Source organism: Massilia sp. IC2-278, from assembly GCF_020708045.1.
GTDB lineage: Bacteria > Pseudomonadota > Gammaproteobacteria > Burkholderiales > Burkholderiaceae_D > Telluria.
Genome location: NZ_JAJFES010000011.1, coordinates 19,834 through 35,800, shown reverse-complemented (window position 1 = coordinate 35,800; position 15,967 = coordinate 19,834). Strand labels below are relative to the sequence as shown.

General features: G+C 65.2%; 14 protein-coding genes and 1 riboswitch. Of the genes, 6 read left to right on the top strand and 8 right to left on the bottom strand.

Annotated features, from left to right (window positions below; genetic code table 11):
• The first annotated feature begins 1,086 nt into the window (after window positions 1-1,086).
• From xseA to LK540_RS18320, 5 genes are all read left to right on the top strand, one after another.
• Window positions 1,087-2,448: an exodeoxyribonuclease VII large subunit gene (gene xseA / locus LK540_RS18340; RefSeq protein WP_229438752.1), complete on the top strand. Its 1,362-nt coding sequence runs from the start codon at window positions 1,087-1,089 to the stop codon at window positions 2,446-2,448.
• Between the two features lie 93 nt (window positions 2,449-2,541).
• Window positions 2,542-3,120, top strand: coding sequence for a superoxide dismutase (locus LK540_RS18335; RefSeq protein WP_229438751.1), 579 nt, complete (start codon window positions 2,542-2,544; stop codon window positions 3,118-3,120).
• Window positions 3,121-3,400: 280 nt separating this feature from the next.
• Complete coding sequence (locus LK540_RS18330) at window positions 3,401-3,865, top strand: Rid family detoxifying hydrolase (protein WP_229438750.1); 465 nt, start codon at window positions 3,401-3,403, stop codon at window positions 3,863-3,865.
• 23 nt (window positions 3,866-3,888) lie between these two features.
• On the top strand, window positions 3,889-5,349 hold the full coding sequence (locus tag LK540_RS18325) for an aminotransferase class V-fold PLP-dependent enzyme (protein ID WP_229438749.1): 1,461 nt from the start codon (window positions 3,889-3,891) through the stop codon (window positions 5,347-5,349).
• 166 nt (window positions 5,350-5,515) lie between these two features.
• The gene (locus LK540_RS18320; RefSeq protein WP_229438748.1) at window positions 5,516-6,202 is read left to right on the top strand and encodes a response regulator transcription factor; all 687 of its coding nucleotides are present in this window, start codon (window positions 5,516-5,518) and stop codon (window positions 6,200-6,202) included.
• Between the two features lie 6 nt (window positions 6,203-6,208).
• Here LK540_RS18320 and LK540_RS18315 read toward each other — a convergent pair whose 3' ends face one another.
• Together LK540_RS18315 and LK540_RS18310 are read right to left on the bottom strand one after the other, a co-directional pair.
• Window positions 6,209-6,907 (bottom strand): hypothetical protein, encoded by a 699-nt coding sequence (locus tag LK540_RS18315; RefSeq protein WP_229438747.1) that lies wholly within the window; start codon window positions 6,905-6,907, stop codon window positions 6,209-6,211.
• 2 nt (window positions 6,908-6,909) lie between these two features.
• On the bottom strand, window positions 6,910-7,752 hold the full coding sequence (locus LK540_RS18310; RefSeq protein WP_229438746.1) for a MipA/OmpV family protein: 843 nt from the start codon (window positions 7,750-7,752) through the stop codon (window positions 6,910-6,912).
• A 434-nt stretch (window positions 7,753-8,186) separates the two neighbouring features.
• On the opposite strand from LK540_RS18310, the gene LK540_RS18305 reads away from it, so the two are divergent.
• The gene (locus tag LK540_RS18305) at window positions 8,187-9,482 is read left to right on the top strand and encodes an ATP-binding protein (RefSeq protein WP_229438745.1); all 1,296 of its coding nucleotides are present in this window, start codon (window positions 8,187-8,189) and stop codon (window positions 9,480-9,482) included.
• 52 nt (window positions 9,483-9,534) lie between these two features.
• On the opposite strand, the gene LK540_RS18300 is transcribed toward LK540_RS18305, so the two are convergent.
• The 6 genes from LK540_RS18300 to LK540_RS18275 form a co-directional block, all read right to left on the bottom strand.
• Window positions 9,535-9,849 (bottom strand): hypothetical protein, encoded by a 315-nt coding sequence (locus tag LK540_RS18300; protein ID WP_229438744.1) that lies wholly within the window; start codon window positions 9,847-9,849, stop codon window positions 9,535-9,537.
• Window positions 9,846-10,511, bottom strand: coding sequence for a thiol:disulfide interchange protein DsbA/DsbL (locus LK540_RS18295; protein ID WP_229438743.1), 666 nt, complete (start codon window positions 10,509-10,511; stop codon window positions 9,846-9,848). Before LK540_RS18295 ends, LK540_RS18300 begins: the two co-directional genes overlap by 4 nt.
• A 349-nt stretch (window positions 10,512-10,860) precedes the next feature.
• A complete protein-coding gene (locus LK540_RS18290) occupies window positions 10,861-11,736 on the bottom strand; it encodes a cobalamin-binding protein (RefSeq protein ID WP_229438742.1) in 876 nt (291 codons plus the stop codon).
• Window positions 11,733-12,536, bottom strand: coding sequence for an ABC transporter ATP-binding protein (locus LK540_RS18285; protein ID WP_229438741.1), 804 nt, complete (start codon window positions 12,534-12,536; stop codon window positions 11,733-11,735). Before LK540_RS18285 ends, LK540_RS18290 begins: the two co-directional genes overlap by 4 nt.
• A gap of 20 nt (window positions 12,537-12,556) precedes the next feature.
• Entirely contained in the window at window positions 12,557-13,594 is a 1,038-nt protein-coding gene (locus LK540_RS18280; protein WP_229438740.1) for an iron ABC transporter permease, read from the bottom strand.
• Between the two features lie 12 nt (window positions 13,595-13,606).
• The gene (locus LK540_RS18275; protein ID WP_229438739.1) at window positions 13,607-15,553 is read right to left on the bottom strand and encodes a TonB-dependent receptor; all 1,947 of its coding nucleotides are present in this window, start codon (window positions 15,551-15,553) and stop codon (window positions 13,607-13,609) included.
• A gap of 69 nt (window positions 15,554-15,622) precedes the next feature.
• A riboswitch (cobalamin riboswitch) is annotated at window positions 15,623-15,850 on the bottom strand.
• Window positions 15,851-15,967 lie beyond the last annotated feature (117 nt).

The window sequence follows — 15,967 nt, the reverse complement described above, 5'->3', positions numbered from 1 at the left end:
TGCAGCCTCCCCGGCCCTTGAAGTTGCAAACAATTTCTGTGGATAAAAATGTGTGCAATGGCAGTCTTGCGGACTTAAGTAATTGATTTAACTCATCAATATCTCACTGCTGAAGAATTCGGCACCGGCTCATCCGTTGTCTGGATTCGATTGAAAGGCGTTTCCCCACAGTTTTTGTGGACAAAATTGTGAGCAAGGCCAGGCAGGCCAGCTGACATCGTTGATTTCAAAGGGAAAAATGGTGCTGCAAAGAAAGTAAGCAGACCGACTTATCCCCACTGCGCCACAGGAAGTCCGATTCGGTTCGCGCCAGCACGAAGCAGGCGGAAGTCTATGCACACTTTCTGTGGAAAAGAATGTGATCAAGGCCCTTCTCTGCACCACAAGTGTTTGATTCTTAAATACTTTGTGATGACGCCTGCTTTTTGAGCAAGCTCAAGAGTTATCCACGAAAAATGCTGTAGCGCCGAGTCTGGTCCATTGTCGAGGCCTCTGCAAGACCCTCTTGTGCGCTGGGCTGGGACAAGGTCTGGCGAGAACACGGCAGCGCGCGCAAACCGGCCAGTTCGGGCGAATGTGGACACATGTGCGCTTCTTCACATTTTCTGTGGACAAAATTGTGAGGAAGCGCCTTGCGTTAGCACAAACTGTTTGATTTTAAAGAGAAAAAATCTCCTGCTTCAATTTTTGGCATAGTTGGGAAGCCTGACAAGACAGGTAGCTTCCATGCGTTCGAGGCCGTACCTGACTGACCTGTGCACGTCCATTCGAAGCGAACTCTTCACACAAACTGTGGAAAAAGATGTGCGCAAGGCAGATGCTCTACAAGCAAGTCGTTGATTCTAAAAGACATACAGATGCATGCCCGCATTTTCGGCAGCAGGATAAGTTTACTGCCGAGTTCCTCACATTTTTTGTGGATAACATTGTGCCCAAGTGAACCTAGCCCTACATAAGCCATTGATTTCAAACGAATCGCCCTGCCATGCCTGCAAAAAAGGCGCACCTGCACGCTACAAATACCCCTTGTCGGCGCGGCGCGGATATGCCATAAGCTTCACCGCTCATGCACCAGGATGCCCACACATGTTCAACGATACCGATTCCGACACCGCCTACACTGCTCCGCCCGTCCTGTCCGTTACCGCGCTGAACGGGCAGGTCGCGCGCCTGCTGGAGCGTTCCTTCCCGCTGGTCTGGATCGGCGGCGAAATCTCGAACTTCACGCGCGCCAGTTCCGGCCACTGGTACTTCACGCTGAAGGACGATGCGGCCCAGGTGCGCGCGGTGATGTTCCGCAGCCGCGCCCAGTACGCCGGCTTCAATCCGCGCGAAGGCGACAAGGTCGAGGTGCGCGCACTGGTCACGCTGTATGGCGCGCGCGGCGACTATCAGATCAATGTCGAGGCGATCCGCCGCGCCGGCGTTGGCCAGCTGTACGAGGCCTTCCTGCGCCTGAAGGAAAAGCTGAGCAACCAGGGCCTGTTCGACGCCGACCGCAAGCGCCCGCTGCCGCTGTTCACTCGCAGCATCGGCATCGTCACCAGCCCGCAGGCGGCGGCCCTGCGCGACGTGCTCACCGCCCTGAAGCGGCGCGCACCGCACGTCAACATCGTGCTGTATCCGGCCCCGGTGCAGGGCCAGTTTGCCGCCGACAAGATCGCCGAAGCCATCATGACGGCCTCGCGCCGCGCCGAGGTCGATGTGCTGCTGGTCTGCCGCGGCGGCGGTTCGATCGAGGATTTGTGGAGCTTCAACGAGGAATGCGTGGCGCGCGCGATCGCCGCCTGCAGCATCCCCGTGATTTCCGGCGTCGGCCACGAGACCGACGTCACCATCGCCGACTTCGCCGCCGACATGCGCGCCGCCACCCCGACGGCGGCGGCCGAGCTGGCGGCCACGCCGCGCGACGACTGGATGGCCTCGCTGTCGGCCGACGCCCTCGATCTGCGGCGCGCCATGGCGCGCCAGCTGTCGGAAGCCAGCCAGGGCCTGGATAACCTCAGCCGGCGCCTGCTCAGCCCCACGGCCCAGATCGCCCACCAGCGCCTGAAGCTGCGCGCCATGGCCGCCTCGCTCACGCACGCGGTGCGCACGCCGCTCGGCCGCGGCGGCGTGACCCTGGCCCAGCTCCAGCAGCGCTGGGCACGCCACCGTCCGGACCTGCGGACCCTGCGTGCCCAGCTCACGGCCGAGGGGCGCCACCTGAATGCGAGCGTCTGCACCCAGGTCGCCCAGCGGCGCGACCGCCTGGGCGCGCTGGCGGCCCAGCTGGAATTGCTGAACCCGCAGCGCACGCTCGAGCGCGGCTATGCCATCGTCAGCAATGCCAAGGGCGAGGCGCTGCGTTCGCCGGACCAGATCAAGGCGCGCACCGCGCTCACGGTGCGCCTGGCCGAAGGCAGCGCGCAAGTGCGGGTATCGAGCGTGCAAGCCGAGTTGGAATGACGGCAATCTGAGCAAGCATGCAACGTCGGTCCATCCGGTTTAGAATATGCGCCGTTTCCGAACAATAACTTTCTAACCAACAAGGACCAAGACATGGAACATACCCTGCCGCCACTGCCGTACGCCAAAGACGCCCTGCAGCCGCACATCTCGGCCGAGACCCTGGAATACCACTACGGCAAGCACCACGCGACCTATGTGACGAACCTGAACAACCTGATCAAGGGCACCGAGTTCGAAAACATGTCGCTGGAAGAAATCGTCAAGAAGTCCTCGGGCGGCATCTTCAACAACTCGGCGCAAGTCTGGAACCACACCTTCTTCTGGAACTGCATGAGCCCGAACGGCGGCGGCGCACCGACCGGCAAGGTCGCTGATGCCATCAACGCGAAATGGGGTTCGTTCGACAAGTTCAAGGAAGAGTTCACCAAGTCGGCAGTCGGCAACTTCGGTTCGGGCTGGACCTGGCTGGTGCAAAAGGCCGACGGCAGCGTCGACATCGTCAACACCTCGAACGCCCACACCCCGCTGGCCTCGGACGACAAGGCCCTGCTGACCTGCGACGTCTGGGAACACGCCTACTACATCGACTACCGCAACGCCCGCGCCAAGTTCGTGGAATCGTGGTGGAACCTGGTCAACTGGGAATTCGTGAACGCGAACCTGGGCTGATCCCCATCGTCCGGCCCCGGGCCGGAACGAAGCCTGCAACGGCCCGCTGTATAGCGGGCCGTTTCTTTTTTCTGCGCCGAAAGCTGCGCTACTCCCCTCTCCATCTTACCGCTCGGTACGTCAGCTCTGTAGGGTGCGCCTCGCACAGACAACACCATTTCTGCCGGAACTTGAGATGACGCAACAACCTGAACTGAGGCACCACAACGGTGCAAATTACGACGTTAAATGACTGAGCAGAGCATGAATATGCAAGCTTGTTTTTTAACGAGGGGGAGACATGAAGATCCGCGCAATCACAACGACCTCAACCATGATCATGCTCGCCGTATTGGCAGGAGGCTGCGCAATGCCCGGCACGGGCGGCAAGGTCGTGCTATCCACCGATAAAACCTACCCGGCCATTGGCCCTTATTCACAAATGGTCGGCCACGGCAAGCTGATCTACTTCTCGGGCGTCATCCCCCTGAACAAGGAAGGCACGGGTGTCCAGGGCACGACGATCGAAGAACAGACCCGCCTGGTACTCGACTACATCGGCATGCAACTGCAATCGCAGGGACTGGATTATACGGACGTCCTGAGCAGCACGGTGTACATGAAAAGCCTGGACGACTTCGCCGTGATGAACAAGATCTACGGCGAGTATTTCAAGGAAGCGCCACCCGCGCGCGCAACAGTTGAAGTCGCACGGCTACCGCGCGATGTGCAAATCGAAATCGCCGTGGTCGCGGCACGGCGCTGAACAATCCGATACATGGAGACGACATGGACACTCACACTGCTTCCCGGCAAATCGCCACGCCCCCGGACCAGGCCGCACTTCCCGCGCATTGGAGCCGGAATCGGCGTGACTTCCTGCGCATCCTCGGCTCTGGCGCAGCCCTGGCCGCGCTCGGCCCACTGGCTGCATGCAGCAGCAGCAATGCTGCCAGCCCCACAGACGAGCTGCGCAACCAGCTCCTGGCAGACGAGCGCTTCTGGACCGAAGTCGCCGGCATGTTTACGCTCGACCCGACCCGCCGCTTCATGAATATCGGCACGGCCGGTTCGATGCCCAAGGTGTCACTCGACCTGTTCGACAGCGAGAACCGTACCAAGGCACGCGAATCCGGCAATGGCTATTCGAACCTGCTGGCCGAGCGCACGCAGGTGGCGCCCGGCTTCGGCGTCGACCCCGACGAGCTGGCCTTCTCGGCGAATACCTCGTCAGGCATGTGCCACGCCATCCTTGGCATCGACTGGCAGCCCGGCGACGTGATCGTTACCACCAACCACGAGCACGGCGGCGGCGAAACGCCGATGGCGATCGCCGTGGCGCGCTACGGCATCGAGATCGCCCGCGTGGCCATGCCAGTCGGGAACAACCAGAACGCCGCCCTGTATGCCACGCTGTTCGACGCCCGTATCCGCGAACTGCGCACCCAGGGCAAGCGCGTGCGCGCCATGATGTTCTCGGCGCCGACCTACAAGACAGGCACCATGCTGCCGATTGCCGAATTGATGGAGATCGCCAAACTGCATGGCCTGATTTCCATTGTCGACGGCGCCCACCTGCCGGGTATGATGGCCTTTGACTACGCCCAGCTCGGCATGGACTTCATGTCCGGCGCCGGCCACAAGTGGCAGTGCGGTCCCGGCTCAACCGGTATCCTGATCGCGCGTAACAAGATCCGCGCCTCGAACCCGCTGCCACTGCCGAACTGGTACCCGATCCACACCAGCAGCTGGACGCCGCGCGCACGCACCACCAACGGCACCGCCACCTGGGACATCGCCGCGACGATCACCGCCTGCGGCAGCCTGCACACGCCGATGTTCCATGCGCTGGTGTCGAGCTGCGCCCTGTGGGACCAGATCGGGCGCAAGAAAATCGAGACCTATGACCTGGCGCTGTCGGCTTACCTGAAAGAGCGCATCACCGAGGTCTGGGGCGTGGACCGCTTGTATTCGCCGAAGGACGATCCGAAGCTGGTCTCGGCCATCACTTCGTTTAATCCATTCACGAACCCGGCCGACGTCATGAACAGCGCCAAGTCGGGCGAATTCGTGGCGCGCATGCTGAGCGACTACAGCCCCGGCTTCGTGATCCGCAACGTCAACTTCCCGGTGATCGGGGCGGCCAGCGACCATTATGCGATCCGTATTTCGACCCACTTGTGGACCAGCGTCGGCGACATCGACCGCCTGGTCGATGCCATGGCCGACCTGAGCAGAAAGATGGGCTAGCGGCGGCAGCCGCCTTTCCAAAGCCGCCGCGTGCGGCTTTTTTGTTGCCCGCAAACGCCAGACCAAGACACCGAACTGTCATCAAAATGTCTCCATCTGTCGGCACAATGTAGTAACTGTGCTTACGTGCCATTGCTTCTATACAATGTCGGCAGAGGAGAACAGTATGTACCGAGTTTTGCTGGTGGAAGACGATGCCCGGTTGGCCGAGCTGGTGACCGAATACCTGTCCGCTTACGAATTTACCGTCGAGCTGGTCACGCGCGGCGATGCGGCGCTGGCGCGCTTCGAAGCGTTTGCGCCGGACATCGTGGTGCTCGACCTGATGCTGCCGGGACTCGACGGGATGGTGGTCTGCCGCCGGATCCGCGAGTTGTCCGATGTGCCGATCCTGATCCTGACGGCGCGCGAGGATTCCTACGACGAGGTCTCGGGCCTGGAGCAAGGCGCCGACGATTTCGTCAACAAGCCGGTGCAGCCGCGCGTGCTGCTGGCCCGCCTGCGCGCCCTGCTGCGCCGCACCCAGCCCAAGGGTGCGCCCGAATCGGCTGAACTGATGTTCGGTGGCTTGCGGATCGTCGGCGCCGACCGCACCGTGTTCTGGCGCGACAAGCTCTGCGTGCTGAGCAATACCGAATACAAGCTGCTGCTGGTGCTGGCCGAGGCGGCCGGGCGCGTGCTTTCGCGCGACGAGCTGCTGAAGAAGATGCGCGGCATCGAGTTCGACGGACTAGACCGCAGCATCGACAACTGCATCTCCAAGCTGCGCCGCAAGTTCGACGATGGGCGCTCGGAAAAGATCAAGACGGTGTGGGGCGAAGGCTATCTGTTCTCGCCGTCGGCCTGGAACTAAAGCTTTTTACTCGAACAGCGGCACGATCGCCAGCGGCACGTTGGCGCTGATCACCTGGGCGCGCTCGGCGCCGGCGAAGCGGTAGACCACTGTCGGGAAACCCTCGTCGGCATCGCCCTGGAAGGCGGGGCCATTCACCGGCGCCAGGACCTGGTCGGCGCCGTCCAGGCGGTGCAGGCGCACCGCGATCTCCCCTGCCCGCCGGGCAAACACGAAACGCACGCCGCCGCATTGCAGCGCGCGCTGCGAGGCGTCGGCATGGCGCGCGAAGCCGAGCGCCTGCTCACAGCCGGCGCGCAGCTGGGCCGCGTCGTACACGCCGTCGGCCTGCGGCAGCAGCGAGACGCGCGGGCGCACGCTGAAGGCGCCGATCTTGCGGCTCAGGTACAAGGCGGCATTCTCGTCGTAGGCCGCCTTCAGCAGCGGGAAGGCGGTGCGGCCGAGCGGGTCGAGCGCCAGGTTCACCTGGTTGGCCTTGCCTGCCAGGGTCAGCTGCACGCCTTCGAGCGCCACGCCTTTTTCCAGCGGCACCACCTGCAGGTGATGCTGCAACCCGTGCTTCGGCCCGCCGTATTTCTCGAACACCACCATCGCCCGATAGGCGTCGCGATAGCTGACCCAGTCGGCCGCGTGCGCGCCCGCGCCGGCGCCGAGGGCGCTCAGCGTCAGGATGCAGGTGGCGAACAGGTGGCGGGCCGGGGGCATCGTCAGAACCGGTAGGCGATGGCGGTGGAAACCGTCAGGTTGGTCGGCCGCTCGACGAGCGGGCTATGGCGGGCGTCGCCGGCCAGGCGCACCAGCTGGAGGTTCGAGGTCAGCATCCAGGACGGCGTGAATGCCCAGTTCCAGCGCAGGCCCAGGTGGGCGTCCTTCAGGCCGCCGCCGGGGCGGTACACCGGATGGCCGCTGCGCAGGGAATCGAGTTCGTCGACGCCGAAGAAGGCGCGATTGTAGCCGGCGTTGACCAGGCTCACGCCGGCTGCCACCGAAATCCGGTGGTGGGCCCCGGCCTGCATCGCCAGGCGTTGCACGCCCAGGTCCAGGCGCGCGCCGTCGCGTTCGTTGCCGGCGCCGTACAACAGGCTGCCGGTGACGCGCCAGTCGGGCGTCAGGTAGGCGTTCAGGAAGCCGCCGCCCAGCAGGCGGGTGGCGACCGGGGTCATGCCGGTCAGGCGGTTCTCGCTCAGTGCGGCGTCCGGCAGGGAAACAACCGAATAGCGCATCAACATGCCGTCCACGCCGCCGCCGCTACCCGACTCGTCACGGCGCCGCTGCAGCTCGACCAGGGGGCCGAATTCGACCCGCGGGTCGCTCGACAGGTGCATGCCAGCCGACATGCCGGACACGAACACGCCATTACTCCACTGCACCTGCAGCACCGGCAGCGCCTTGCGCTCGCTGTGCTCCGCCCCTTCGTAGCGCGCGGCCGAAACCAGGCCCAACCCGACATACATGTCGCGGCTGCCGTCGGGCATGGGATTGGTGGCCGGCGTCTGGGCAGCGGCGCTGCCCGACAGGAATGCCAAGGCCAGGGCGGTGAACTTGTTCATGGTGGAGTCGGAAGATCGGTTGCCCGTATTCTACGTTGAGCTAGCCTTGCCCGAAATATCCTGAATGCATGATTTACGGTCGCGTTGGCGCGCCCGGTGCCGATGGAGGAAGAAATGAAGGTGGCGCGGAAGCGCCCGGGGCCAGGGAGTGGCGAGCAGCACGGCCTCATCTCGTCCTCCTTCGGCTGGCCACGCGCCAGGGCGGCGGCCCGAATAAAAAAACCCACCGACACTCGCGTATCGAGTGGGCAAACGGAAAACCTGAATCCCGGCTAGGTTATCCGTTTGGCATGTTTTATTCTCCCTGTAGATGTCGCCACTTTGTCGCAAATTTGTAATTTACCGTTGTCATCATTGCTCCTATACAATGGCGTTAGGAGAAAAACAATGTTTCTTGGCGTCGTAGAGAAGGGCCGATGTTGGAGGGAGATCGGGTGAACCGGATTTTCTTCCGCTTTTTCGTGCTGGTGATGCTGTCGATTACGGCCGCCACCTTCGTGATCTATTTTGCGATGAGCCGGCTGTTCGGCGACCCGCTCGACGACATCGCGCGGCGCCAGTCCTCGGCCCAGATCTTCCTGATCGAGCAATACGTCGACGAAGCGCCGGCCGACGAATGGCTGGTGCGCCTGAACCGCGTGCGCGAGGTGTCGGACACGCGCTTCGACCTGATCACCCTGGACGCTGCCCGCGCCGCCCTGCCGCGCGCCAGCCTGCGCGCGCTCGAGCGCGGCGAGGTCGTGCTCGACGTCGGCAACAAGGCCTTTTACCGCCGCGTGGACCTGGACGGCCAGCGCTACATCGGCAGCGACGAGGAAGTGATCCACGCGCGCGACTTGCCGATCGACGTCAACCTGGCCCTCAAGATGGAAGCGGTGCGCTACGTGATCGTGGCGCTGGCCCTCCTGGTGCCGGTGGCGCTGTGGTCGCGTTCGCACTGGCAGGGCTTGCAGAAGCTCTCGCGCGTGGCCGACGAATTCGGCGCCGGCCGTTTGTCGGCGCGGGCGCGCATGCCGCGCTCGGCCAGCATCTACCCGCTGGCGGAACGGATCGACCACATGGCCGACCGCATCGAGGAATTGCTGGTCACGCAGAAGAACCTGCTGCACTCGGTGTCGCACGAACTGCGTACGCCGATCGCCCGGCTCGAATTCGCGCTCGAACTGCTCGATGCGAAAGCCGGCGACCCGGCCCTGCGCCGGCGCATCGCGGCGATGGAAGGCGACGTGCGCGAGCTGAACGACCTGGTCAACGAACTGCTGGGCATGGCGCGCCTCGACAGCGAGCAGGCGCTGCGGCGCGAAACGGTGGACGTGGCCGCCCTGCTGGAGGGCGCCGCGGCCGCGCTGCCGCCAGGTGCGCAGGCGCTGGACGTCGCGGCCAGGCAGGAGCTCGGCACGGTCGAAGCCGACCCGCGCCTGCTGGGCCGGGCGCTGTCGAACCTGCTGAGGAATGCGCAGAAATACGCGGCGGCCTCGATCCGCCTGTCGGCCGCGCGCGAAGGCGGCCGGCTGCTGATCGCGGTCGAGGACGACGGGCCAGGCATTCCCGAAGAGGAACGCGACCGCATCTTCGAGCCCTTCTACCGGCTCGACCGCAGCCGCGACCGCGCCACCGGCGGCTTCGGCCTCGGCCTGTCGATCGCGCGCAAGGCGGTGCTGCTGCACGGCGGCAGCCTGACGGTGGAAGACTCGGCGCTGGGCGGCGCCAGATTCGTGATCGCACTGTAGGGCAGGCAGCGCACATAGCGTGCCCTCGCCTACCCTGGCCTGCCCGATCGCCCTACTTGCGTTCCGGCTTCACGTGCGTGAAGCCGTACCACAGGTGTTCCCACCAGTGCTCGCGCGACTTCACGGTGTACAGGCAGGCCTTGTCGACCCCGCTCTTGAACACCGGGTCCGGGCATTGGTTCGTGATCAGGGCGTAGCGCTGGTTTTCCGCGTTCACGAGCGTGATGCAGAGCCAGATCACCAGCCCGAGCAGGATCACGACCAGCGACCACGCGATGTGGTTCACGTTGCTGGTCTCGAACAGGTCCTCTTCACGAGGGCGGGCGCCCTCGTACATGGCCAGGACCTTGCCTTCGGTATCGCTCATTTCGTCTTGGCTGCCTTCTCGACAAGCGCGTCCAGCACCTGGAAGCTCGCCTGCATCAGTTGGTTACGGTCCGAGATCTTCAGCTTTTCCGACACCTGGCCCGGCGAGGTCTGGTACTTGCCGTCGACGATGATGGTCGGCGTGCCGCTCACCTGGTAGGCGGTGGCCAGTTGCGGCAGGCGGCGCAGCTTGGTGGTCACGCCGAACGAGTTCCAGGTTTCGAGGAACTTGGCGCGGTCGATGCCGTTCTTCGACACCCAGTCGATGATCTGGTCGTCCTTCATCAGGCGCACGCGCTGCACGTGCACGGCGTGCAGGACCTTCGGATGGAATTCGGCCAGCTTGCCCATGGCTTCGAGGGTCAGGAACAGGTGCGCTTCCGGATCGGCCGGACCCTGGAACGGCAGGTGGACACGGCGCAGCACGATCTTGTCACCCTGCTTTTTGACCCATTCGTTCAGGCCAGGTTCCAGCGCGTAGCAAGCCGGGCAGTGGTAAGCGAAGAATTCCACCACTTCGACCTTCTTGCCGGTCGCCTGGACCGGCTGCGGCGTTGCCAGGGTCGTGTATTCGACGCCGTTCTGCGGATTGGTTGGCGAAGCGAAAGCAGTGCTGGCAACCAGGCTGGCAGCGACGATGGCGAAACGCAGGGAGCGGCGCATAAAAATCCTTCTGTGTGAAGTTGAAGAAAACGACCGCGAGATTACCACTTTTTCGCCTTCCCCTCTAAGGCGGACACGATTTTTTGCATTTGCTTACGGCTGTAACGCAGCGTCTGCGCGAATGTGGGCCATTGCTGGCCCCGGATCTGCTGGCATCGTCGATGACCGTATGGTGGGCACCCCGTGCCCACGCGTAATGATGAGCATGGTTGGCTCGATTTTACCTACGAACGCTGGCATATCGAAACGTGTTCGAATGATCATTTGGCGGCGCTGACACGTGGCGGATTTTGCAGCTGGAGCCGTGCCAACACGGTGCATGCTTCCGCGTGGGCACGGGGTGCCCACCCTACCGTGTGCGCCGTGCACGGGCTTCATCGAGGCGTGCGCACAGCGTGGCCGCGCCATCGACCACGCGCGGGCCCGGCCGGGTCAGCAATTCCTCGTCGAGCGTGAACAGGTTGTTGCGGCGCACCGCGGTCATGCCCTTGTAGGGCTGCCAGATCGACAGGCCGCGGTCCTGCGGCGTGTACAGCTTGCCGCCGACGATGGCCTCGGGGTCCTTCTGCACCACGGCTTCCACGCCGACCTGCGGCGCCACCGTCTTCAGTTCGGCAAAGATATTCCGGCCGCCGCAGGCGCGGATGGCGTCGCTGGCGATCTGCTCGCCGTTCAGGGTGTACAGGGGGCTGTCCCAGGCCTGGTAGAACACCGTCACCGGCGGGCGCTGCGCATAGCGGGCGCGCAGCGCCGCCAGCTTCGCCGTATAGGCGTTTGCCGCGGCGCGCGCGACGGGCTCGGTGCCGAGCAGCTGGCCCAGGCGCAGCAGGCTGGTCGCCACCTCGTCGAGCCTGCGCGGCTCGCTGTGAAAGACCGGGATGCCGAGTCCCTGCAGCTGGGTGATCTGGCGCGCCGTGTTCCCGCTCTGCCAGACGATCAGCAAATCCGGCTTCATCGCGATCACGCGCTCGATGTCGATCTGGCTGTTCGAGCCGATCAGGGGGATGTTGCGCGCGGCCGCCGGGTAATCGCTGTAGTTCATGGCGCCGACGATGCGCGCGCCGCCGCCGGCCGCGAACAGCAGCTCGGTGACGTGCGGCGCCATCGAGATCACGCGCTGGGCCGGACGCGCCAGCGTGACGCGCTGGCCAGCATCGTCGACCACGCTGACGGCGGCCCCGGCCGAAGCGGAAAACAGCAGCAGGGCGAGCAGCAATGCTTTCATTGGGTATTCCTGACAGGTGCGAGATTGGTGACGGCCGCCGGCGCATCCGGCAGGAACACGGTGCGCGCGCCGTGGGCGATCGCCGCGATCGGATGGCCCAGGCAGGCGCTCAGCAGCTCCGGGCGCATCACGTCGCGGGTGGCGCCGGCGTGCCAGCTGCCGTCGCCATTCAGGAGCAGCGCATGGGTGGCGCCGCTCCAGGCCAAGTTCAAATCGTGGCCGACGCTGACCACCGCCCTGTCCTCGCGGCACAGGCGCGCCATCAGGTCGGTCACGGCCACCTGGTGCGCCAGGTCGAGGGCATTTGCCGGCTCGTCGAGCAGCAGCAGCGGCGTGTCCTGGGCCAGCAGCGCGGCAATCGCCACGCGCTGGCGCTCGCCGCCGGACAGGGTGCGCACGTCGCGCTCGGCCAGGTGCGCCACGTCGAGCGTGCGCAGCGCCGCCTCGGCGGCGGCGTGGTCGTCGCTGCCTTCCCAGTAGCGGTCGGCGTGATAGGGGTGACGCGCCATCAGCACGGTTTCGATGACGCGGTAGGCAAAGGCGTCGCCGCGCGACTGCGCGAGGTAGGCGCGTTCGCGCGCCAGCGCCGGCAAGGCCCAGTCGCCGACCGGCTTGCCGGCCAGCGCCACGCTGCCGCCGTCGGGCGCGCGCAGGCCGGCCACGGTGCGCAGCAGCGTGCTCTTGCCGGCGCCGTTCGGGCCGATCACGCACCAGCTCTCGCCGGCGTGCACGCGCCAGTCCAGGCGCTCGACGAGCAGGCGCCCATCGACGCGCAGGGTCAGGTCTTGGGTGGAAATCATCGGCGGAGTCATCGGCAGAGTCATCGGCGGCGCAGGTGAAGTTGGTGAAGCTGGAACAGGAACACGGGCACGCCGATCAGCGAGGTCAGCACGCCCACCGGCAGCTGCTGCGGCGCGAGTACCGTGCGCGCCAGCGTGTCGGCGAGAACAAGGAAACTACCGCCCACCAGTGTGGCAGCGGGCAGCAAAATTCGGTGGTCGGGGCCGAAGGCATAACGGCAGGCATGCGGCACCACCAGGCCGACGAAGCCGATGCTGCCGCCGGTGGTGACGGCGCAGGCGGTCAGCAGGCCCGAACACAGGAACAGAAAACGGCGCTGGGCGGCGACGTCGACGCCGAGCGCCACGGCGGCGTCGGCATGCAGGGCCATCACGTTCAGCGATCGTGCGCGGCGCAAGGCCAGCAGCACGGCGGCCGCCAGCACGAGCCAGGGCAGCAGGCGCCAGCTGGACCCTGCCAGATCGCCGATCATCCAGAACACCATGCCGCGCAAGCGCGATTCGGGCGCCACCGACAGCATCAGGGTGACCAGCGCCATGCAGGCCGAGGCCAGCACCACGCCGGTGAGCAGCAGCACGCCGGACTCGCCGGTGCGCACCGCCCCGCGCCCGCCGCCCAGGTCACGCCGGGCCAGCAGATACAGAAGCAAGGAGATCCCGACCGCGCCCGCGAGCGCGCCGAGATCGACGATCCACAGAGCCGCGCCGAACAGCAGCGCGGCCAGGGCGCCGACGGCGGCGCCGGCCGAGACGCCCAGCACATAAGGGTCGGCCAGCGGATTGCGCACCAGGGCCTGCATCATGACGCCGGCCAGCGCCAGCGCGGCGCCGGTGACAAAGGCGGCGCTGGCACGGCCCAGGCGCAGGTCGAGCAAGGTGGCGGACATGCCGCTTGGGTCTCCCACAACCAGGCTGCTCAAGGCCTGCGGCACATCGACGAGCGGCACCGGCACCGAGCCGGCCAGGCCGGCGGCAATCAACACCAGCAGCGCGAGCGCAAGCAGCACCCCCACGATGGCACGCTGGCGGGTCCTCGACGCTGCCGGCAGGACGCTCATCCGCTTACGACATCAGAAGTCGTAGCGCGCCGAGAGCTTCAGCTGGCGGCCGTCGCTCGGGTAGATGCCGCTGCGGCAGCCGAAGGCGTTGCTGTAGTACTGGCGGTCGGCCAGGTTCAGGCCATTCACCGCGAACTCCCAGTTACCAACCTTCTGCGCAAAGCGGGCGTCGATCGTCGTGTACGACGGAATGCGCGCGTTGCAGGTGTTGCCGAAGTCGTTGCCGTAGCGCTGGCTCGACACGTACTGGGCGCCGATGTCGGCGGTCTGGCCGGTGCTTGGCATCCATGCCAGGCGCGCGGTCAGCACGTTCTTCGGCACCAGTACCATTTCGCGGCCGGCGTTCGGGCCATCGGTGAACTTCGCCTTCACGTGTTGCCACTGGCCGGTCACGCGCCAGTCGGATGCGAACGTCAGGTGGCCTTCGACTTCGGTGCCCTGGCGGCGGGTCGGGTCGAGGTTGGTGTTGGCGCCGAAGCCGTTCAGGGTCGGGTCGAAGAAGATCTCGTTCGTCAGGCGGTGACGGAACACGCGCGCGCTGATGCGGCGTGCATCGCTGCCGGCGGTGACGCCCAGTTCCAGGTCGCGCGAGGTCTGCACGTCGAGCAGGCCGATGGAGGAACGGTAGCCGTTCTCGTCGGCGTTCGGGATGCGGTAGCTTTCGCCCGCCTTGGCATGCACGGTGATGCCGGCGATTGGGTCGATGCTGCCCTCGACGCTCCAGCCGTTCTGCGACTGCTCGCCCTTCTCCGGGCTTCCGAAACCGCTATCGTCTTCCTTGTCGAAGCGCTCGTGGCGGGCGCCGACGGCCAGGCGTGCGTTGTAGACGCTGGCGAAGCGCATTTCGTCGCGCACGTAGATCGCCTTCGCGTCCTGGCTCGACTCCGAACCGAAGCTGGTGCTGCGCTCCCAGCGCGTCAGGTCGACGCCGGCCACGAACTCGTTCAGCATGCTGTCGCGGCGGCTGATCTGGCGCAGGCGCGGCGAGAACTGGGTCTGGCGGCTGTGGTAAGTGGACTCGGACAGGCCGTTGCCGAAGTCGTAGGCCGATTTCACTTCGCGTTCGCGGTGCGACAGTTCGGCCGCCAGTTCGACGCTGCCGATGCGGTGTTCGCCGAACAGGGTGACGCGGTCGCTGTCGAGCGAGCCGAAGTCGTTCGGGGTGTTGGTCTGGCGCGGGTTGGCGTCGAACTCTTCCTGGGTCAGCGAACCCGGCAGGCGGCCGTGCTGGCGCGCGCTTTCCACGCGCAGGCCGAGGCGCGAACCGTCGTCGGCCCACTGGAAGCCGCCGCTGATGCTCTTCTGGCGGAAGGCGTTGTTATTGCGGTAGTTGTCGGTCCCCTGCTTGTCGGCGGCCAGGTCGAACGACAGCGGGCCTTCGCCGTGGCGTACCGAAGCGCGCGCATCGTACTGGTCGAAGCGGCCGCCTTCCAGGCTCAGCGAGCCGTGGTAGCCGTCGTCGGCGCCGCGTTTGGTGATGATGTTGATGACGCCGCCGGTGGCGCCTTCGCCGTACAGCACGCTGCTGCCGCCGCGCGTGATCTCGATGCGCTCGACGGTGTCGACCGGGATCGAGGACAGGATCGGGCCGGCCAGTTCGTTCTCGTTGAGGCGCACGCCGTCGACCAGGATCACCATGTTCTGGCTGCTGTTCGAGCCGAAGCCGCGCAGGTCGAGGCCGAAGTCGGGCGAGCCGTCCAGGCTCTGGCGGCCGAACACGCCGCCGATCTTGCGGATCGCGGCGTTCACGTCGTTGGCGCCGGCGCGGCGGATGTCGTCGGCGGTGATCACGGTGGCGCCGATCGGCATCAGGGCCGCGTCGCTGGCGAAGCGGGCGCCGGTGACGTTGACGGTGGCGATGGCCTGCTCGGCGCTGGCGGCATTGGCGAACAGGGAAAAGGCACAGGCAAGCACGAGCGGCTTGATCGCCGGCGCGCTGGTCGGAACAGCAAAAGTCATGATGTCGTTATTCGATAAGTGTGCATCCGGCCTGCGTCCCCGCAGGCCGGATTCAACGGACATTCCCTGGGAATGTCCACCTGTCCTGGCCGGTATCCGGGCTAGCAAGTCGGACCGCCTCACCTTCCTGCGCCGTGCACAGTGGTGTTCGAGGCGGCCTGTCGCCGGGGCGACGCTTGTTTACCGTTGCGGGGGCAGCACACCTGGGCCGTGCGCCGGGGGCGCAGGAGCATCGTGTTTCCCGTTTAACTGCGCACGCGGATTGCGCGCGCGGGCACCAGAACGGGGCGGATTATATAACGGGCAAGGGATCGCAGCGTTTCGTGATTGTTATCGCGCCGCGTTGGTGCGAATGGTGACACCGCGTGGACACAGGTGTCCACCCTACAAAACCCATTTTTGCGGTGTCGTCTG